The following is a 19311-nucleotide window of genomic DNA, read 5'->3' as shown; positions in this document are numbered from 1 at the left end:
GGTACCGGTGGGTAACTTTTTTCTCGACCGCGCGGACGGTGTATCGGTGCGCGGCGGTGCCAGCCGGTAACGTCTGCGTCTGTGATCGATGCGCGCCGAATCCGGCTGGCCGGCCGGCTGGCCGGTGGCGTCGCGATCATCTCGATGGGGGTCATCGGCTGCACCGTCATGACCGGCGGCACCGCCACTCCCAATGCCGCCGATGCGCCGGTGTTCCGCACCTCGATGTCGCGGTCGGCGTCGGCGTCGGCGGCCACCTCCAGCGCGCTGGCCGCCGAGCGGGCCGCCACCTCGACGACCAAGGCCATCCACGCGGTGTGCGAGACGCTGGCGACCGGCAGCGCCGACGCGGTCAGCGCCGTCAACACCTACGTGTCGGCGGTCAACGGCGACGGCGACGTGGAGGCCGCCAAGAAGCCGGCCGTCGACGCCCTCAACAACAGCGCCGACAACGTCGAGAAGACGCTCTCGGATCCGGTCACCGGGGACCTGCGCGATGCGCTGACCGCCTGGGTGACGGCGTCGCGGGCGACCGCCACCGCGATCACCACCGATGCCGCGCCGGCCGATTTCAACACCGCGGTGGACCAGGTGAACACCACCCGCAAGCGAGCGCTGGAGCTCTGTGATGCAACGTATCGGTGATGCCCGTTTTCTGGCGGGGCTCGCTGTGCGACGATAGGCAGTCGGTATCGGTGAGCGACGAATCTTCGAGGAGGACTCACGGTGGTGGCGGCCGATGGCGCCCCGAACTACGCCCAGCGCCTGGGCGTGCAAAAAGGTCAGGTGGTCCAGGAGTTGGGCTGGGACTCCGACACCGACGACGACATCCGCGCCGACCTGGAGGAGGCCTGCGGATCGGAGTTGCTCGACGACGACACCGACGAGGTCGTCGACGTGGTCCTGCTGTGGTGGCGCGACGAGGACGGCGACCTGGTCGACGCGCTGATGGACGCGATCACCCCGCTGGCCGATGACGGTGTCATCTGGGTGCTGACACCCAAGACCGGCCGGCCCGGACACGTGCAGCCCGCTGACATCGCCGAGAGCGCGCCGACGGCGGGCCTGATGCAGACCTCCTCGGCCAACCTGGGAACCTGGATCGGCAGCCGGCTGGTGCAACCCCGGGCCGCCGGAAAGCAACGCTGACGTGGTTGCGGTCGGCGATGAGGCACCGGATTTCACCCTCAAGGATCAGAACAACCAGCCGGTGCGCTTGGCGGATTTCCGCGGCGGGCGCAACGTGCTGCTGGTCTTCTACCCGCTGGCGTTCACCGGCATCTGCCAGGGCGAACTCGACGAGATCCGGGACAACCTGGACGTCTACGAGAACGAGGACACCGTCACCCTGGCGATCTCCGTCGGGCCGTCGCCCACCCACAAGGTGTGGGCGTTGACCAACGGGTTCACCTTCCCGCTGCTGTCGGACTTCTGGCCGCACGGGGCCGTCGCGCAGTCCTACGGGGTGTTCAACGACGGCGCGGGCGTGGCCAACCGCGGCACCTTCGTCATCGACAAGGCCGGCGTGGTCCGCTTCGCCGAGTGCAAGCAGCCCGGTGAGGTCCGCGACCAGAGCGTGTGGACCGCCGCGCTAGCTTCCCTGGCCTGACGGTTTCCCGGGGCTGAGGTTTCCGCGGGTTGCGGTTTCCGGGGCTTGCGGTTTTGGGGGTTGCCGCCCGCGGCGGGTAACCTGCACCGGTCCGGGCGCGTAGCTCAGTGGTAGAGCTCTGGTTTTACACACCAGCGGTCGGCGGTTCGATACCGTCCGCGCCCACCAGCTCAACAGGGGGATTTAGCGGTTCTTCGGATTGCAGCGGGGTCCGGTGTTGGCTTTGAGGTCGGCGTGCCCTGCGGTTGTGAGGGGCGAAGGTGCCTGAGTCTTTGAAGCGCGACCATCAAATCCAAAAGCACCTTCGTCGGTTGTGAGCCTAGTCAGATCGTCGAAGCCCTGGTCGGGCTCAAGGACGTCCGCGTGTTGGCCTACCGGCGCATCGGTCCCGATGTCGAGCTGGTGATCGAGCAGACCGTCGTCGAGCGAACCTGCCCGACCTGCGGGGTTCCCGGCCAGATCAAGGAACGGCCGACCGTGCGCTATGTTGACCTGCCCGTGTACGGCCAGCCGATGCGGCTGGCGTGGCGCAAGCACCGGTTGATCTGCCGGCGACCCGACTGTGCGGGGGCGAGCTGGACCAGTGCCGATCACCGCATCGCCGCTAAGAACTGCCTGCTGACGACCCGGTGCGCCAAATGGGCGACTCTGCAGGTCGGGACCGGTCGTGCGGTCTCCGATGTCGCCGGTGAGCTCTCGTGTGACTGGCATACCGTCAACGACGCAGTCATGACCTACGGTGCGGCGCTGCTGGCTGCTGATCGGCGTCGCCTCAACGCCACCACCGCGATCGGCTTGGACGAGACCTCGTTCGTCAAACTCGCCGGCCGTCGGGGCCGCTCGTATGCGACCACCGTCGCCGATGTCGCCAACCACCAGATCATCGAAATCCTGCCCACCCGAAGCTATGTCCCCGCCGTCGGGGTCGGGCTGCCGCTGTCCGCGGTGTGCGGCGAGGGACGCCCCGCTGGGCGGCATCGAGGCCGAGCTGACGCTGCGCCACGTCAGCGACCGCGAGGCCGTGCTGTACGCGCTCGGGGCGGTGGCCGCGTCGATCGACGGCGGCGGCTGCCCGACCCACTGCTGACCGGTCGGGCGAGCGTCCCGTGTGCCTGAGCAGTATGCGGAGCCCGACGGCGTAGGCGTTATCGTGATCCCTTTGATATCCGGTTGTTGACCCGGTTGCTGACCACAGCGGCGATGATGGCAGATCGTCAGCACATAGTCGGAGCGGTGATGGTTCGGGGGGACGTTGATTCCAGCACTCGACGCGTCGACCGGCGCGTTGCCGGTCGGGCGTTACCCCGCACAGCTCGCCGAGATCCAGGCTGAATTTGTCGACGGCAAGGGGTCTGCTCGCGAACAGGTGTGGAACGACTGGCAGAAGGCCACGGCGCTGCTTCAACAGCATGTCGCGATTCTGGCGACATGGGTCAGCGGCAGCTTTTTCACCAGCAAGGATGCGCCGGATGACATCGACTGCGTGTATTGGGTCGACTACATGGCATTGAAGATTGCGCAGCTAAACCCGGCGAGCGCGCACATGGTCGAGGTGTTCTCGAAGAAGGATCAGCTTCGGGGACTTGTCGGCCTTCGGGTAGATACTTTCGTCGTCGCCTGGAACTGCTGCCCAGATATCACTCAGGCGATGCCCGATACCAGGGATTATTGGGCGGCACGTGGTCACTGGGACGACTTTTGGGCCAGAATGAGGTCTGGTCCCAAGGGCGCGCCAGCCGTCCGGACCGACGCTTTACCGCGCCGTGGCTACTTGGAGGTGATCTTCGATGGCTTTAAATGATCCGAGCCTCGAAGACCTCGAACACGTCATCATGGCGTCGGCGTCCGGACCCGCGGGCTGGCAGACACCGGGCGACGTGAGCCGGATGAGCTTCGAGGCACTCGCTGCCGATCTGTCGATCGTTCGCACGCTGCCGTCGCTAGGCGTTTTGCGATTCAGCGGCTCAGGTGTAATGCACTCGGCCGCACCACTATCCGAGGTGACCCGAGCACTGCACCACTTCCAGCGGCTCACCACTGCGATAGCCGCGGCAGAGGACGGCGACAAGGAACTTGGGAAGCAGGCCAGTGCCGCGGTGATGCGCAAAAGCAGACTGATGATCGCTGGAAGCCCTGGTCGGGGATCACTGGTGTTCGACCTCATGCCCGAGTCGTCGCCAGCCGACGAGGTCGGAGACGGCCCGCAGGGAGCCGTATCCATGTTTCGCGAGCCCAGCGATGACGACCAACAGATCGACCATGCCGTCGTTGAGGCAATCACCCTGCTGACGAGGGGTAATGACTTATCGCCGGAACTGACCGGCTCGGACTTCATCGACGGCATCGTTGAGTTGGGGCCTCGCACTGCCGCTTGTATGCGTGATTTCACGCGTTCTGTTCACCGCAGCCAGTTCGACGTAGATGTCGAGTGGCGACAGCCTCAGCGGGCGACAGCGCGGGTCCACCTCGGCGCGGGTAAAGCTGATCTGATCGCCAGGGCCATCGAGCTTTCAGAGTCCGATACCGAGCCAGTCATCATCGAAGGACGCGTGCTGACCGTCAGTACTGTCCAGAGCCAACAATGGCTAATCGAACCGACCGACGGCGACCCGGTCGCGATCAAGCACGCAAGCATCCCGCATGAGCAGACCGTGGGAATTGCAATTCTCGATCGGGTTCGTATCACCGCGCAGATGAAGACCTCGGTGTCCACAGCTGGCGTATCGAAGACCACCTATGACGGACTGCGTGTGGAGCGGTTGCCCGACTGACCGCGGGCTCGCCGGTGGATGTCGCAGCGATGCGCGATACTCCCGGCATGACTGACGACACTTGGACATCCCGAGACCTGCCTGTGCTTAGGGCCGTTGTGGAGCTGTACGAGGAAACCGGCAGAGGTCCGCGAGTGACCGCCGTCCAGCAGCGCACCGGGTTTGACGGTGACACGGTGCAACGGGCGTTGCGCGCTCTCTACACCCAGCCCTATTTCACGAAGGGCAACGGGTCGTGGGGCGGCGGACTCATCATGGTTGGCACCCCGACCAGCGAGGCGCTGAGGGTCGCAGGACAGTGGCCGTCGCCCGAGGCGCAGCTCGAACGACTGATCGTCGCAATCGAGAGCGCCGCTGACGACGAGTCGCGCCAGGACGAGGAACGCGGGCGGTTCCGCCAACTCGCGCTGTCGCTGCGCGGTGCGGCGTACCAGATTGCGGTCGGCGCTCTCGGAGGCGCTGGCGGCAACCTCATGACCGGGTAGCAGCGCCGCGAGACCGCCGAACGGGTGTTCGTCGTGTTGCCGCCAAGTTGCCAAGACACCGCCTAACGCAGTGGACACGACGCCATCGGCCGGACACGCGCGCCGCTCTGAGCTGCACACACTGGACACGGTAGAACGGGTGTTCACTTTCTACGGTTCCTTTACACACCAGCGGTCGGCGGTTCGATACCGTCCGCGCCCACCAGGAATTTCCCGGGCCGTCACAGTCTGATCGAGGCCAGGAACTCACTGGTCCGCGCGCGTGAGGCGGCCCGGGCCGCGGCGTCGTCGCCGAGCGGCACGATCCGGGCGGCGAGGTCGGTGACACCGGCATCGCGGTAGCGGCGCAGCCGGGCCAGCACGGCCGCCTCGTCACCGGCTGCCATGGTGTCGCCGACGTCCCGGGCGTCGCCGTGCTCCAGCAGCCGCACATAGTTCGGCGAGAGCTCCGCGTGCCCGAGAACTTCACTGGCGTAGGCGCGGGCCCGGTCGGTCTCGTCGGCTCCGCACAGTGCGACGGGAACGCCCGCGACGATCCGCGGCGCCGGCCGCCCGGTGCTGCCGGCCGCGGCGGTGATCCGAGGCACGACGTGATCGGCGATGGTGCGCTCATCGGCCATCCACAAAATGGTGCCGTCGGCGCGTTCGCCCGCGATCCGCAACATCGTGTTCCCCAGTGCGGCAAGCAGAATCGGCATGCTCGGGGCATCCGCGACGTCGATCGACGCGTTGACGGTGAAGCCGTCGTTGCTCACCTGAACGGGCCCGGGAGCGGTGACCGAGGCAGTGAGCACGTCGAGGTAGTCGCGCACCTGCTTGGCGGGACGGTCGTAGGACAGACCCAGTTGATCGCTGATGATCCAGTGGTGCGACGGGCCCAGGCCCAGGGTGAACCGGCCGCCGCAGGCGAGGTCGGTGGTCAGTGCCTGCTGCGCCATGATCAGCGGGTGCCGGGTCTGGATGGGCACGACGGCGGTACCGAGTTCGATGCGCTCGGTCACCTGGCCGATCAGCGCCACGGCGGTCAACGCGTCGAGATAGCCGGGCACCTGCGGCATCCAGAAGGAGTCGAAACCGGCCGCCTCGGCGCCGCGGGCGTCGTCCAGCAGGCCCGGCAGTCGATCGGCGCGCGAACGCTCCCGGTCCGAGCCGACCATCAAACCGATTCTCATGGTTGAAGAACCTACGCGGGCGCTTGACTTAGTCCGGGCAGCAGTCGCACCCGCACTCATCACCGGTGGTCTCGGCAGCGAGCAGGGACCCCGGGGCCGGGCAACAGGTATCGCCCCGCCAAGCGTTGATGCCCTCCTTCACGGCGATGCCGGCGATGACCAGACCGGCGATCGGGTCGGCCCAGGACCAGCCGAACAGGCTGTTGAGCGCCAAGCCGACCAGCAGCACCGCCGACAGGTAGGTGCACAGCAGCGTCTGTTTGGAATCGGCCACCGCCGACAGTGATCCGAGTTCGCGCCCGGCCCGTCGCTGCGCGTAGGACAGCACCGGCATGATCACCAGGCTGAGTCCGGCCAGTACGAGGCCCACGGTGGAATGTTGCGCCTCGCCGACGCCGAGCAGCGAACGCACGGCGTCGACCGTGACGTAGACGGCGAGCCCGAAGAACGAGAACGCAATGATCCGTAGCGCAACCCTCTCCCGGTCCTCCGGGGTCGGCGATGCGAACTGCCAGGCGACCGCGGCCGCCGAGGACACCTCGATCACCGAGTCCAGACCGAACCCGATGAGGGCGGTCGAGGACACCCGGGCGCCCTCCGACAGCGCGACGACGGCCTCGATGACGTTGTAGCTGATCGTCGCGGCGACGAACCACCGGATCCGCCGGGCCAGCAGCGCGCGCCGGTCCGGGGAGAGCGTGGGCACGGCGGCCATCACCGGCACCCGCAGGGTTCACCGTCGGCGCCGACGCATCGGCAGTTCGGGTCCACCGCCAGCACCAGGCCCAACAGGTCGCCGAGCGCCTTTCCGATGCGGGCGTCGGCGAGTTCGTAGCGGGTTCGCCGTCCCTCGGGCGCGGCAACCACCAGACCGCAGCCGCGCAGGCAGGCCAGATGGTTGGACAGCGTCTGCCGGGACACGCCGATCTGATCGGCCAGCTCCGCCGGATAGTTCGGCGACTCGGCGAGCGCCAGCAGAATCCGGGTGCGGGTGGTGTCCGACAGTGCATGACCGAAGCGCGCCAGCGCATCGGTGTGGGTGAGCGTCTGCACCGCAATACCGTACATCGAAATCTGAATTCAGGAGATGCTGTATCGGGAGGTTGATCGGGGGGTGCGCGGCGTACCTCGCTCAGCAGCACCCCTGGTGCGTCCGAGGCGGAAGGCCCGGATGGCTGGCCGCGGCGACGGCGCTCAGGAACTCGTCGAGGTCGATGCGCCGTCCGCCCAGCCAGGTGCCGGCCACCTGCACCTCGTCGATCAACCGGTCCCGGTCCACCGCCCACGGGTCGGCGCTGAGCTCGACGAAATCGGCGAGCTTGCCGACCTCGATGGACCCGACGAGGTGGTCGCGGCGCAGCGTGCGCGCGGCGTCGATGGTCTGCGCCCGCCACGCCTGGTCCAGCGAAATCGCCTGTGCCGCATCGTGGATCGCGCCGGATCGGGTACGACGGGTGACCGCGGTCGCAACATTGGTGACCGGCAGCGGCGGGGACACCGACCCGTCGTTGTGCAGGGAAACGCACGCACCGGACCCGACGGCGTCGGCGAACGCCGCCCATCGGGCCCCGTGCGCGTGGTCGAACATCGCGCCGTCGAGCAGGTCGCCCCAGTAGTAGTACTGGAACGGCGCCAGCGACACGTGCACACCGAGCGCGGCGGCCCGGTCGAACTGGGCGCGGGTACCGGCACCGCAGTGCTCCAGCCGCCAGCGGTGGTCGGTGCCGAGCAGCCCGTGCCTGGCCAGGGCGTCGGCGTAGGCGTCCAGGGCCAGATCGATCGCCAGGTCCCCGTTGGCGTGAAAGGCCAGCGGCCAGCCCGCCGGAACGGCCCGGTCGATGATGGCGTCGAGTTGTTCGCGGGTGTAGTTCATCGACCGCGCTCCACCGGCCGTCGCCGGGTCGATCCCGGCCGTGCGGGTGACCTCGGTGTCCAGATAGGGGAACGAGATCGCGATGTTGCCGACCCAGGGGGATCCGTCGGTCCACAGCTTGACCCCGGCCTTGGTCAGCATCAGCGGGTCCTCGAACGCCACCGGCTCGGGGTAGCTGGCCGAACTCGACACCTCCCACATGCTGACCCGCAGCGGGCACGACGGGGCCGCGGCCAGCGCCCGGTAGCCGGCGGCGAACCCCGGGTCGAAGGTCATGTCCGAGGTGCTGGTGTACCCGCCGCGGGCCATCTGCACGTAGAACTCCGCCCCGGAGACCAGGGGATTGCCGAGGGTGGCCAACAGCGGCCCGGCGACCGCGGTGACGACGGGCAGCTCGAAGCCCTGGCCGTTGAGCGATCCGTCCGGATTGCGGCCGAAATGTGCGGCGACGGGATCCGGCGGCGGGCTGACATCCCAGCCGCGGGCGCGGATCAACGCCGTGCTGAAGTACACCCCGTGCCCGGAGTTGTCGGTGATCATCACCTCGCGGTCACCGAAGATGGCGTCGATGTCTGTCGCCCGCGGCGCCGGCCGGCCGTGCAGCAGCGCGTCGAAACCGTTGAACCACAATGGCTCCGACGCGGGCGCGCCAGCCAGGGCGTCGGCGAAACAGTCCAGCACGTCGGCCCAGGTGGGGGTGTCCCACGGTGCGATGGAACGCACCGGGGGCTGGGTGGCGATACCGGAGATCAGCGGGTGACCGTGCGGCTCGACGAAACCCGGTGCCAGCACGGCCGCCCCGGTGTCGACCACCTCGGCCTCCGGGAGTGCGGCGCGGCACTCGGCGAGTGTCCCGACGGCGACGATCCGCCCGCCGGAGACCGCGACGGCCTGCGCCCGCGGCGCGGCCTCGTTCATGGTCACGACGGTTCCGGCGGCGAGGACGGCATCGGTCATGCCGCCCAGCCTAGGGTCCGGCCGCCCCGTGGGGTCGAGAGTTTGTGAGACGCTGCCGGGGTGATTGCACGCGCCGCCGGGCTGCTGGCCGGATACCTGGCCGACCTGGCGTTCGCCGACCCGCGCCGCGGCCACCCGGTCGCCGGGTTCGGCGCCGTCGCGGCCGCGCTGGAGCGCGCCGACTACCGCGACGACCGTGCCGCCGGGGTCGGGCACGTCGTCGTCCTGCTCGGTGGCCTGGCAATCCTGGCCACTGCTGCGCCGAAGCGCGGCGTCTCGGGTGCGGTGGCGGTCGGGTTGGGCACCTGGGCCAGCCTCGGTGGCCGGTCGCTGGCCCGCACCGGAGCCAGGATGGCCGACCTGCTCGACTCGGGTGACATCGACGCCGCCCGCGCCTTGCTGCCGTCGCTGTGCGGACGCGACCCGGCAACCCTGGACGCCGACGGGCTGGCGCGCGCCGCCCTGGAATCGGTGGCGGAGAACACCGCTGACGCGACCGTCGCACCGCTGCTTTGGGGAGCCGTGGCCGGGCTGCCCGGGGTGCTGGTCTACCGCGGCGCCAACACCCTCGACGCGATGATCGGCTACCGATCCGACCGCTACACCCGATTCGGTTGGGCGGCAGCACGATTCGACGATATGACGAACTACCTGCCGGCCCGGGTCACCGGGCTGCTGGTCGCGGCCTGCGCTCCGCTGATCGGCGGTGCGCCGTCGACGGCGACCCTGGCCTGGCGACGCGACGCGGCCCGCCATCCCAGCCCGAACGCCGGGGTGGTGGAGGCGAGCTTCGCCGGTGCGCTCGGGGTGCAGCTCGGCGGGCGCACGCCGTACCGCCACGGCGTCGAGAACCGGCCGACCCTCGGCGACGGGCACCCGCCCACGACGGCGGACCTGCGCCGCGCCGTACGACTGTCCACCCTGGTGCAGGGGTGCGCCGCCGCTCTGGTGGCCGCCGTGGCACTGGCTATCGGCGGCGGCCGTAGCGGTCGGTGAGCTTCTGCTCGACGCTGGGCGCACGCGGCGCGGGCTGCGCCTGCGGTTCCGGCGTGTCCTCACCGGCTGGTTCACCGGCCGACAACGCCTCGGCGGCCGCGCGCTCGCGGCGCCGGGCCTGTATTTCCGACCAGGCGAAATAGCCCAGCCCGAGCGGTGCGACGATGCCGAACGCGATCCACTGGATCCCGTAGGACAGGAACGGCCCGCTGTCCAGATGCGGCAACTCCAGCACCCCCAGCCCACCCGGCTGATCGGCCGCCAACTGCAGATACGACCCGGCCAGCGGGACACCGAGCAACGACGACAACTGGCCCGGGTCGATCGCGTAGACCTGCTGGGCGCCATCGGCGACGAACGGAGCCTTATCCGGCGGGGCGGTCTCGCCGTCGCGCAGACGCGCCGCCAAGGTGACGGTGCCCGACGGCGGCGCGTCGATCTCCGGCGGCCGCGAACCGGCCTGCGGTGCCACCCAACCGCGGTCGACCAGCACCGTCGGCCCGCCGTCCACCGCGAACGGGGCCACCACCTCGAACACCGTGGCGCCCTGCACCATCCGCAACCGGGCCAGCGCCTGCTTGCCGGGCAGATAGTGACCGGTGGCGGTGACCCGGCTCCACTCGTGATCGGTGGCGGTCGAATCCTGGTGCGGCAGCAGCGTGGCCACCGGCACCGGGTCGGCCGTCATCGACGCGCTGATCTGGTCGTTCTCCTTGGACACCCGCGCGTTCTTGCCGAGCTGCCAGGGCGCGAGCACGGTGAAGCACAGGTAGGCGAACAGCGCGACGACGGCGGCCAGGGCCAGCCAGCTCGGGCGCAAGAGGAACGCGAGTCTTTTCACGACGCGCCCAGCTGCTCATCGACCCAGTCATGCAGCCCGGGCAGCGCCGCGGTGATGACGGTGAAGGTCTCCTCGAAGTCGGCGATGGTTCCGTAGTACGGGTCCTCGACATCCTCGGGGTGCGCCCCGGACCGGGGATCGAAGGACCGCAGCATCGCCAGCCGCACCGGATCCACCCCGGCCTGGCGCAACAGCCGCTCGTGGTTGCGGCCCAGGGCGATCACCAGGTCGGCCGACAGGTGCTCGTCGTCCATCTGTGCGGCGCGGTGCTCGCTGGGATATCCGTGCCCGCGCAGTACCGCCACCGCCCGCTCATCGGCGCCGGAGCCAATGTGCCAGCCGCCGGTGCCCGCGCTGGACACCCGCACCCGCTCGGCCAGGCCGCGCTGCGCGAGCTGGTGGGCGAACATCTTCTCCGCCATCGGGGAGCGGCAGATGTTCCCCGAGCAGATGAAGGTAACGTGCAGCTCAGACACCGAGCACCTCGCGCAAGGTCGCGACGTCGGCGATCCGCTCGATTGCCGCGTCATCGTCGAAATCACCCGCGCCGTAACCCCATCCGACGACGACGGTGTCGATGCCGTGCTCGGCGGCGCCCTCCACGTCGTGACTGCGGTCACCGACCATCAGCACCCGCTCCGGCAGCGGCCCCAGCTGGGCCAGGGCATGCGCGATCACGTCGGACTTGGCCGAGCGGGACCCGTCGGGGGTGGCGCCGGCGATCACCTCGAAGAACCCGGCGAAGCCGAAATGCTCCAGAATCCGCACCGCCGTCGGCTCCGACTTCGACGTCGCCACCGCCAGCCGCACCCCGGCCGCCCGCAGATCCGCCAGCAGTTCGGCGATCCCGTCGAACGGGGTGTTCATCGACCAGCCCTCGCTGGTGTAGTGCGCCCGGTAGGCGAGCATCGCGGGGTCCCCGGGACCGCCGAGGCCGAGCGCGCCCATGGTGTGGTGCATCGGCGGCCCGACGATCCGGGCGGCGATGTCACCGTCGGGTGCCGGCATCCCCACCTGGGCCAGGGCGTGGCAGAAACTGGCCACGATCCCGGGCGCCGAATCGGTCAGGGTGCCGTCCAGGTCGAACAGCACCAGCTCGGGTCTGGTGGCGCAGCAGAGATCGGTCACGCCTCCATTGTCCCCGATGCGGCGACCACTACTGTTTGCACCGTGTCCATCACCGGCGTCGATACCGTCCGGGCCGGGGCGCGCTACCACGGCGACGCCGCGGCCGCGCCCGGCCTGCTGGACTTCGCCGTCAACGTCCGCCGGGCCCGCCCACCCGGCTGGCTGACCCGACGGCTGGCGTTTCGGCTGGCCGACCTGGGGAACTATCCCAGCGCAGCCGACACCGAGGCCGCCGTCGACGCCGTGGCGGCCCGGCACGGCCGAAGCGCCGACGAGGTGCTGCCGCTGACCGGCGCGGCCGAGGCGTTCGCCCTGCTGCCCGCGCTGAGCCCGCGGTGCGCGGCGCTGATCGCCCCGTCGTTCACCGAACCGGAGGCGCTGCTGGCCGCCGCCGGGGTGCCGATCGAACACGTGGTGCTGGACCCGCCGTTCGGGCTGGCCGGCGCCCGGGTCCCCGAGCAGGCCGATCTCGTCGTCGTCGGCAACCCGACCAATCCCACCGGCGTGACACACACCCGGGCCGACATCCTGGCGTTGCGCCGGCCCGGCCGGCTGCTGGTGGTCGACGAGGCGTTCGCCGACGCCATCCCCGGCGAACCGCAGTCGCTGGCCGGGCAGCGGCTGGATCCGGCAGACGGCGACGTGCTGGTGCTACGCAGCCTCACCAAGACCTGGGGCCTGGCCGGCCTGCGGGTCGGCTACGCCCTCGGTGACCCGGCGCTGCTGACCCGACTGGCCGCCCGGCGCCAGCACTGGCCGGTCAACACCCTGGCGCTGGAGGCCATCGCGGCGTGCTGCGCCCCGGAGGCGGTGGCCCAAGCCGCCGCGGAGGCCGCGGACCTGGCCGAACTGCGCACGCAGATGGCCGCCGGGCTGACCGGGATCGGCGTCGACGTGGTCCCGGGCCAGGCGCCGTTCGTGCTGTTCACCGTCGAGGACGCCGAACTGGTGCGTAACCGACTGGCGGACAACGGGATTGCGATCCGCCGCGGCGACACCTTCGTCGGCTTGACGGACCGGTACCTGCGGGCCACGGTACGCCCGGAGTGGCCGCTGCTGGTCGAGGCTCTTGCGGAGGTGATGCGATGACACTGGCCGAGATCATCGCGGTGCTCGACGCCGCGTACCCACCGGCGCTGGCCCAGTCCTGGGACTCGGTCGGCCTGGTCTGCGGGGACCCGTGCGATCGCGTCACGTCGGTGACCATCGCCGTGGACGCCACCGACGCCGTCGTCGACACCGTGCCGGACGGCGGACTGCTGCTGGTACACCACCCGCTGCTGCTGCGCGGCGTCGACACCGTCGCCGCCTCCACCGCCAAGGGTGCCCTGCTGCACCGGCTGATCCGCACCGGCGCCTCGCTGTTCACCGCCCACACCAACGCCGACGCCGCCAACCCCGGGGTGTCCGACGCACTCGCCGAAACCCTCGGCATCACCGTCACCGACGTGCTGGAACCGGTGCCGGCGGGCCCGGCCCTGGACAAGTGGGTGATCTTCGTGCCCGCCGCGGACGCCGAAGCGGTGCGCGCCGCGGTGTTCGCCGCCGGCGCCGGGCGCATCGGCGACTACTCGCAATGCAGCTGGAGCGTCGGCGGCACCGGCCAGTTCCTGCCCCACGACGGCGCCAACCCGGCCATCGGAACCGTCGGGCAGGTGGAGCGTCTGGCCGAAGATCGGGTCGAGGTCATCGCTCCTGCACGCCTGCGGGCGCAGATCCTGGCCGCCATGCGCGCAGCGCACCCCTACGAGGAACCCGCGTTCGACGTCCTGGAACTGGCCCCGCTGCCGGCGCCGGTGGGTATCGGCCGCATCGGGGTGCTGCCCGAGCCGGAAACCCTCGCCGCGTTCGTCGCCCGGGTGGGTGCCCGGCTGCCGGCCACCAGCTGGGGTGTGCGCGCCAGCGGTGATCCCGACGCCGTGGTCTCCCGGGTCGCGGTGTCCGGTGGCTCCGGGGACTCCCTGCTGGGCGCCGCCGCGGCGGCCGGCGTCGACGTCTACCTGACCTCGGATCTGCGGCACCACCCGGCCGACGAACAGCGCCGCCGCAGCCCGATGGCGCTGGTCGACGTCGCGCACTGGGCGGGGGAGTACCCGTGGTGCGCGCAGGCCGCGGGGCTGCTGCGCGGCGCGTTCGGCGACCGGCTCCCGGTGAGCGTCAGCACCATTCGAACCGACCCCTGGAACATGGGGACCCACCCACCGAAGGACGATCGATGAAAGCCGATCCGTGGCAACAGCATCACCTGCGCAAGCTCGTCGAGCTCGACACCGAGCTGGCCCGCGCCGCCCACCGCGCCGCGAACCTGGCCGAGCAGAAACGCGTCGATGAGCTCACCGTGGCGGTGACCGCCGCCGAGGATGCCGTCGCCGTCGTCGGCCTGGCCCTCGATGACCTGGACGGGGCGATCGCCAAGCTGGAGAGCGAGATCGACGGGGTCCGCAAACGCGAGGAGCGCGACCGCAAGCTGCTCGACTCCGGGGTGGACGGCAAGGCGCAGGCCGAGCTGGCCCACGAGCTGGAAACGCTGGAACGACGGCAGTCGGCGCTGGAGGACTCCGAACTGGAGATCATGGAGGAACGCGAGACGCTGACTGCGCGCCGCGACGAGAACACCACGACATGCGAGCAGGCGCGCACCGACCTCGCCGAGGCGATCGCCGCCCGGGATGCCGCGCGCACCGAGATCGAGTCCAGCCAAACACGTCTGGCCGCTGAACGCAGTGAGCTCACCGGCCAGATCGATGCCGATCTGCTGGCCCTCTACGAGCGCCAGCGGGCGACGACGGGATCGGGCGCCGGTGTGCTGCAGGGCCGCCGGTGCGGCGCCTGCCGGATCGAGATCGACCGCGGGGAATCGGCGCGGATCGCCGCGGCCGCCGCCGACGAGGTCGTGCGCTGCCCGGAATGCGGAGCGATCCTGCTGCGAATCGAGGCCTGAGCGGTGCGGGTGCTCATCGAGGCCGACGGCGGATCGCGCGGTAACCCGGGCCCGGCCGGTTTCGGGGCGGTGGTGTGGTCGGCCGACCGCGCCACGGTGCTGGCCGAAAGCAAACAGGCCATCGGGCGGGCGACGAACAACGTCGCCGAATACCGCGGTCTGATCGCGGGTTTGACCGAGGCCGCCGAACTGGGCGCCACCGAGGTCGAGGTCCGGATGGACTCCAAGCTGGTCGTCGAGCAGATGTCCGGGCGCTGGAAGGTGAAGAACCCGGACATGGCCGAGTTGAACCGGCAGGCCCGCCAGTTGGCGTCGGGGTTCTCCCGCATCTCCTACGGCTGGATTCCCCGGGCCAAGAACTCGCACGCCGACCGGCTGGCCAACGAGGCGATGGATGCGGCGGCCGAGGGCCTAGCCGACGCCGAACCCACCGTCCACCGGCCCGCCGAGTCGCCGAAAGAGCCCAAAGTCCAACCTGATTCGGCCCTCAAGGCCCCCGGTTGGACGGGTGCTCGCGGAACTCCCACCCGGCTGCTGCTGCTGCGTCACGGGCAGACCGAATTGTCGGTGCAGCGCCGCTACTCCGGGCGCGGCAACCCGGAACTGACCGACCTGGGTCGGCGGCAGGCGTCGTTGGCCGCGTCGTATCTGGCCGCCCGCGGCGGCATCGCCGCCGTGGTGTCCTCGCCGCTGGACCGGGCCCGCCAGACCGCCACCGCCGCGGCCGATGCGCTGGGTCTGCCGGTGACCGTCGACGAGGACCTGACCGAGACGGATTTCGGTGCCTGGGAGGGCCTGACGTTCACCGAGGCCGCCGATGCGCATCCGGAACTGCACCGAAACTGGCTGGGGGACACCAGCATCGTGCCGCCGGGCGGGGAGAGCTTCGACGCCGTCGGCGACCGGGTACGACGGGCCCGCAACCGGCTCATCGCCAGCTACGGTGGTGCGACGGTGCTGGTGGTCTCGCACGTCACGCCGATCAAGACGCTACTGCGGATGGCGCTCAACGCCGGCCCCGACCTGCTCTACCGGCTGCACCTGGACCTCGCGTCGCTGAGCATCGCCGAGTTCTACTCCGACGGGCTGAGCTCGGTGCGCCTGGTCAATCAGACCGACTACCTGGGACGGTGACACCGTGACCGACGGACACGACACCCACGGCGACGCGCACACCAGCTGGGAGCAGCGCTACGCCGAATCCGAGCGGATCTGGAGCGGCCGGGTCAATGCCCGGCTGGCCGAGGTGGCCGACGGGTTGGCGCCGGGCCGGGCGCTGGATCTGGGCGCCGGCGAGGGCGCCGACGCGATCTGGCTGGCCCGGGCGGGCTGGCGGGTGGTGGCCGTCGACATCTCCGAAACCGCGCTGGCCCGCGGCGCCGAGGACGCCGGGGCACTGGCCGAGCGCATCGAATTCCAGCAGCACGACCTGAACACCTCGTTTCCCGACGGGGAGTACGACCTGGTGTCGGCGCAGTTCCTGCACTCGCACGCCCCGCTGGAGCGGGAGCAGATCCTGCGACGGGCGGCGGCCGCGGTGGCACCCGACGGCATCCTGCTGATCGTGGATCACGGCGAGGCCCCGCCGTGGGCGTCGACCATGGCCGCCCACCACCACGAGTTCCCCAGCGCGCAGCAGGTGCTCGACGGGCTCGCGCTGGGCGAGGGCTGGCGGGTGCTGCGGTGCGGGCCGGCCGAACGCGACGCCATCGGGCCCGACGACAAGCCGGCGCACCTGATCGACAACGTCATCGTGGTGCAGCGGGTGCCGCGCGGCTGAGCGCGGCCGCCGCTGGCCCGCGGCGGCAATTGGCACTACCATGACCAGCGCGAACGAGTTGGCCGGGCGGCCGCGGAGCAATCCGAGGAAAGTCCGGACTTCACAGAGCAGGGTGATTGCTAACGGCAATCCGAGGTGACTCGCGGGACAGTGCCACAGAAAACAAACCGCCGCCCGGGCTTCGGTCCGGGAGGTAAGGGTGAAACGGTGCGGTAAGAGCGCACCAGCATCCCGGGCGACCGGGATGGCTCGGTAAACCCCACCCGAAGCAAGGCCAAGAGGTCGCTTGCGACTGCGCAGGAAGGTTGCTCGCCCACGCCTGCGGGTAGGCCGCTTGAGGCACCCGGTGACGGTGTGCCCAGATGGATGGTCGCCGCCGTGGAAACACGGTCACAGAATCCGGCTTACAGGCCAGCTCGTTCGCCCCTACTTCATCGCCCGCTTCAGCTTGGCCAAGGCGTCGTCGAGCTCGGCGCGGCAGCGGTGGGCCAGGTCGTCCTCGCGCTGATACAGCAACCCGTAGGTGAAGGTGTCCTCACCGGCGGCGTGCGCGACCTCGGCCTGATGCGCCAAGTGGGTGCGACTGACGGTGGCGTCCTGGTGGTCGCCCAGCAGCGTCTGAATGGTCTTGGCGGCATCGGTCACCCGGCGCCGGCCGACCGCCGCGGCGGTGTAGCGCAGCCGCTTGGCAGTCTTGCGGATCCGGTGCAGCGCCTCGTCCCGGTGCGGGTCGTGGGACTTCTCGGCCGCCTTGGCGGTTCGCACCGATTTGCGCAGCCGCGCGTATGCGCCGCTCAGGTTGCCCGGCTGCTCACCGTGCTGCTCGACCGGGACCGGCGCGGCGGTGGCCAGTTCGTCGAGGGCGTCGAGCAGGCGGAAGTACCGGGGGGTGCGCATCGCGGCCAGGGAACGCCGCCATCCGGCCTCGTAGCGCCGTCGTGACCCGTCGACCAGCCGTTCCCGCACGGGTCCGCGGATCAGCCCGGGCTCCAGCTCGCCGAGGGCGTGTTCGTACTTCTCGGCCAGCACCTCGGCGTCGCGCGCGACCCCGAGAATCGCGGCCAGCACCCGCAGCTCGTCGAGCACCCAGGCGTCGTCGGTCAGCCCGAACGACGCCTCGGAGTCCTTGAGCAGGCTGCGCAGCTTGCGGGTGGTCACCCGCATCTGGTGCACCGAGTCCCACTCGTCGGCGCGCACCGCCCGGTCCCAGACGATCAGTTCGTCGACGTGTTCGGCGACGGCGCGGTGGATCGGGTCGGCCGGGACGGGCGCCGACGCGGGCGGATCGCCGAGCACGCGGGCCAGCTTGGCGGCCGAGCGGGACGGCGTCGCGCCGGCGTCGAGCAGCCGATGGCCGAGGCGTTCCAGCAGCTCGCGGTCCTCGGGATCGGCCACCAGCTCCAATTCCCATTCCCGCCAACGTTGTTCGTCGTCTCCGGCGGTGGAGTGCACATGGTCGTCGCAGAACTCGGCGAGCACCGCCTCGTCGGCGCCGTAGAGCCGCTGGGCGAATCGCTCGTTGCGGATCCGGGCCACCGGGACCAGTTCGGTGTCGCGCACGATGGCCAGCACCACGTCGCGGAGTTCCTCGGGCACGGTGTCGGCCAGCGGGGCGTGGATTTCGGTGCGGGCGTCGGTGCCGGCGGGCAGCTTCAGGTGCCAGCCGGCGTCGTCGCCACCGGTGCGGCGCCGCAGCGTGATCCGGTGTGCGGCAAGGCGATGATCGGCGGTGTCGTAGTACACGGCGTCCAGCTGCTGGGCCGGTAGCTGCTCGATGCGCAACACCGACGCAAGGCCCTCGAACGACGGCGACACGGTGGCGTCCGCGACGTCGTACTTGCGTTCAACTTCCTTGGATTTTTTGGCCATGACCGGCTCACGTCACCTTCGCTCGGGGATTACTCCCTACCCTGCCATAACCGCCGGAGGTCGGTGGCAACCCGGCGGCGGTCGGTGACGGCGCACCGGCTACCGTCGGCGGATGGCATACCAGACGCTGCTGTTCGAGCCGGGCCGCATCACCCGCATCACGCTGAACCGGCCGGACGCGGCCAACGGCCTCGACGACGCGCTGTGCACCGAGCTCGCCGACGCCGCGCGCCGGTGCGCCGATCCGGACGTCAAGGTGGTCCTGCTGACCGGCACCGGTCGGTTCTTCTGCGCCGGAGGCGACCTCAAGGCCATGGCGTCCTCCCCGCTGGGGCCGAGCGCGTTCGTCAAGGGCATCGCCGACGACCTGCACGCCGCGCTGAAGGCCTTCGCGCAGATGGACGCGGTGCTGATCACCGCCGTCAACGGGGCCGCCGCCGGTGCCGGCTTCTCCCTCGCGGTGACCGGCGATCTGGTGCTCGCGGCCGAATCGGCGTCGTTCACCATGGCCTACACCCGCGCCGGACTGAGCCCCGACGGCGGCGCCTCCTACCTGCTGCCGCGCCTGGTCGGGCTGCGGCGCGCGCAGGAGCTGATACTCACCAACCGGCGGCTCTCGGCCGCGCAGGGCCTGGACTGGGGGATGGTGACCGAGGTGGTCTCCGACGCCGAGCTGGCCGCCCGCGCCGACGCGCTGGCCGAGGCGATGGCCGCCGGATCGGGCACCGCCCAGTCGTCGGTCCGCCGGCTGCTGTCGGCCAGCCAGCACAACGACTACGCCACCCAGCTGGACCTGGAGTCGGCGACGATCTCCGGCAACGCCGAGGCCGCCGACGGCCGCGAAGGCATCGACGCGTTCGTCAACAAGCGGGCGCCGCTTTTCGGCTGA

Annotated in this window: 22 protein-coding genes, 1 tRNA gene and 1 other RNA gene; 16 read left to right on the top strand and 8 right to left on the bottom strand. The window is 70.3% G+C overall.

What is annotated here, in order from left to right:
• Positions 1 to 81: 81 nt before the first annotated feature.
• From G6N16_RS15985 to G6N16_RS15950, 8 genes are all read left to right on the top strand, one after another.
• On the top strand, positions 82 to 645 hold the full coding sequence (locus G6N16_RS15985; protein ID WP_234805686.1) for an Rv2240c family protein: 564 nt from the start codon (positions 82 to 84) through the stop codon (positions 643 to 645).
• An 81-nt stretch (positions 646 to 726) separates the two neighbouring features.
• On the top strand, positions 727 to 1149 hold the full coding sequence (locus G6N16_RS15980; RefSeq protein WP_083028911.1) for a DUF3052 domain-containing protein: 423 nt from the start codon (positions 727 to 729) through the stop codon (positions 1147 to 1149).
• Position 1150: 1 nt separating this feature from the next.
• Complete coding sequence (locus tag G6N16_RS15975; protein WP_083028912.1) at positions 1151 to 1609, top strand: peroxiredoxin; 459 nt, start codon at positions 1151 to 1153, stop codon at positions 1607 to 1609.
• A 93-nt stretch (positions 1610 to 1702) separates the two neighbouring features.
• Positions 1703 to 1777: transfer RNA gene (locus G6N16_RS15970), tRNA-Val, on the top strand.
• 195 nt (positions 1778 to 1972) lie between these two features.
• Positions 1973 to 2725 (top strand): ISL3 family transposase, encoded by a 753-nt coding sequence (locus tag G6N16_RS15965; protein ID WP_163787902.1) that lies wholly within the window; start codon positions 1973 to 1975, stop codon positions 2723 to 2725.
• 136 nt (positions 2726 to 2861) lie between these two features.
• A complete protein-coding gene (locus tag G6N16_RS15960; RefSeq protein WP_234805908.1) occupies positions 2862 to 3410 on the top strand; it encodes a DUF6932 family protein in 549 nt (182 codons plus the stop codon).
• Positions 3397 to 4380: a hypothetical protein gene (locus tag G6N16_RS15955; protein WP_133052963.1), complete on the top strand. Its 984-nt coding sequence runs from the start codon at positions 3397 to 3399 to the stop codon at positions 4378 to 4380. Before G6N16_RS15960 ends, G6N16_RS15955 begins: the two co-directional genes overlap by 14 nt.
• A gap of 134 nt (positions 4381 to 4514) precedes the next feature.
• Positions 4515 to 4865 carry a hypothetical protein gene (locus tag G6N16_RS15950; protein ID WP_234805909.1) on the top strand — a complete coding sequence of 117 codons (351 nt, stop codon included), beginning with the start codon at positions 4515 to 4517 and terminating at the stop codon, positions 4863 to 4865.
• A 221-nt stretch (positions 4866 to 5086) separates the two neighbouring features.
• Here the strand turns inward: G6N16_RS15950 and G6N16_RS15945 are convergent, their stop codons facing one another.
• The 4 genes from G6N16_RS15945 to G6N16_RS15930 all read right to left on the bottom strand — a co-directional run bounded on the left by G6N16_RS15945 (position 5087) and on the right by G6N16_RS15930 (position 8867).
• On the bottom strand, positions 5087 to 6037 hold the full coding sequence (locus G6N16_RS15945; protein ID WP_083031893.1) for an LLM class F420-dependent oxidoreductase: 951 nt from the start codon (positions 6035 to 6037) through the stop codon (positions 5087 to 5089).
• 28 nt (positions 6038 to 6065) lie between these two features.
• Positions 6066 to 6752 (bottom strand): cation diffusion facilitator family transporter, encoded by a 687-nt coding sequence (locus G6N16_RS15940; protein WP_083031939.1) that lies wholly within the window; start codon positions 6750 to 6752, stop codon positions 6066 to 6068.
• Positions 6752 to 7090, bottom strand: a complete 339-nt coding sequence (locus G6N16_RS15935; protein WP_110810895.1) for an ArsR/SmtB family transcription factor — start codon at positions 7088 to 7090, stop codon at positions 6752 to 6754. The genes G6N16_RS15940 and G6N16_RS15935 overlap by 1 nt, the downstream gene beginning before the upstream one ends.
• Before the next feature lie 79 nt (positions 7091 to 7169).
• The gene (locus G6N16_RS15930) at positions 7170 to 8867 is read right to left on the bottom strand and encodes an amidohydrolase (protein WP_083031896.1); all 1698 of its coding nucleotides are present in this window, start codon (positions 8865 to 8867) and stop codon (positions 7170 to 7172) included.
• Positions 8868 to 8927: 60 nt separating this feature from the next.
• On the opposite strand from G6N16_RS15930, the gene G6N16_RS15925 reads away from it, so the two are divergent.
• Complete coding sequence (locus tag G6N16_RS15925; protein WP_083031897.1) at positions 8928 to 9863, top strand: cobalamin biosynthesis protein; 936 nt, start codon at positions 8928 to 8930, stop codon at positions 9861 to 9863.
• On the opposite strand, the gene G6N16_RS15920 is transcribed toward G6N16_RS15925, so the two are convergent.
• From G6N16_RS15920 to G6N16_RS15910, 3 genes are read right to left on the bottom strand one after another with little or no spacing between them, the layout of a single operon-like run.
• Complete coding sequence (locus G6N16_RS15920; RefSeq protein ID WP_083031899.1) at positions 9835 to 10704, bottom strand: SURF1 family cytochrome oxidase biogenesis protein; 870 nt, start codon at positions 10702 to 10704, stop codon at positions 9835 to 9837. The two genes, G6N16_RS15925 and G6N16_RS15920, sit on opposite strands and share 29 nt — an antisense overlap.
• Positions 10701 to 11180, bottom strand: a complete 480-nt coding sequence (locus tag G6N16_RS15915) for a low molecular weight protein-tyrosine-phosphatase (protein ID WP_264024769.1) — start codon at positions 11178 to 11180, stop codon at positions 10701 to 10703. The genes G6N16_RS15920 and G6N16_RS15915 overlap by 4 nt, the downstream gene beginning before the upstream one ends.
• A complete protein-coding gene (locus G6N16_RS15910) occupies positions 11173 to 11832 on the bottom strand; it encodes an HAD-IA family hydrolase (protein ID WP_083031902.1) in 660 nt (219 codons plus the stop codon). Before G6N16_RS15910 ends, G6N16_RS15915 begins: the two co-directional genes overlap by 8 nt.
• Positions 11833 to 11880: 48 nt before the next feature.
• Between G6N16_RS15910 and cobC the strand changes: the two genes are divergently transcribed.
• The 6 genes from cobC (at position 11881) to rnpB (ending at position 16976) form a co-directional block, all read left to right on the top strand.
• Entirely contained in the window at positions 11881 to 12921 is a 1041-nt protein-coding gene (gene cobC / locus G6N16_RS15905; RefSeq protein WP_083031941.1) for an Rv2231c family histidinol phosphate aminotransferase CobC, read from the top strand.
• Positions 12918 to 14051, top strand: a complete 1134-nt coding sequence (locus G6N16_RS15900; RefSeq protein ID WP_083031904.1) for a Nif3-like dinuclear metal center hexameric protein — start codon at positions 12918 to 12920, stop codon at positions 14049 to 14051. The genes cobC and G6N16_RS15900 overlap by 4 nt, the downstream gene beginning before the upstream one ends.
• Positions 14048 to 14773: a zinc ribbon domain-containing protein gene (locus tag G6N16_RS15895; RefSeq protein WP_083031905.1), complete on the top strand. Its 726-nt coding sequence runs from the start codon at positions 14048 to 14050 to the stop codon at positions 14771 to 14773. The genes G6N16_RS15900 and G6N16_RS15895 overlap by 4 nt, the downstream gene beginning before the upstream one ends.
• Before the next feature lie 3 nt (positions 14774 to 14776).
• Positions 14777 to 15907, top strand: a complete 1131-nt coding sequence (locus G6N16_RS15890; protein WP_083031907.1) for a bifunctional RNase H/acid phosphatase — start codon at positions 14777 to 14779, stop codon at positions 15905 to 15907.
• 4 nt (positions 15908 to 15911) lie between these two features.
• Positions 15912 to 16553, top strand: coding sequence for a class I SAM-dependent methyltransferase (locus tag G6N16_RS15885; RefSeq protein WP_083031908.1), 642 nt, complete (start codon positions 15912 to 15914; stop codon positions 16551 to 16553).
• Between the two features lie 54 nt (positions 16554 to 16607).
• An RNA gene (gene rnpB, locus G6N16_RS15880) (RNase P RNA component class A) lies at positions 16608 to 16976 on the top strand.
• A gap of 3 nt (positions 16977 to 16979) precedes the next feature.
• Here rnpB and G6N16_RS15875 read toward each other — a convergent pair.
• Positions 16980 to 18422 (bottom strand): CYTH and CHAD domain-containing protein, encoded by a 1443-nt coding sequence (locus G6N16_RS15875; protein ID WP_083031910.1) that lies wholly within the window; start codon positions 18420 to 18422, stop codon positions 16980 to 16982.
• A 112-nt stretch (positions 18423 to 18534) separates the two neighbouring features.
• On the opposite strand from G6N16_RS15875, the gene G6N16_RS15870 reads away from it, so the two are divergent.
• Complete coding sequence (locus tag G6N16_RS15870; protein WP_083031911.1) at positions 18535 to 19311, top strand: enoyl-CoA hydratase/isomerase family protein; 777 nt, start codon at positions 18535 to 18537, stop codon at positions 19309 to 19311.

Source organism: Mycolicibacterium insubricum (assembly GCF_010731615.1).
Lineage (GTDB): Bacteria > Actinomycetota > Actinomycetes > Mycobacteriales > Mycobacteriaceae > Mycobacterium > Mycobacterium insubricum.
This window is presented reverse-complemented; position numbering and strand designations above follow the sequence as displayed.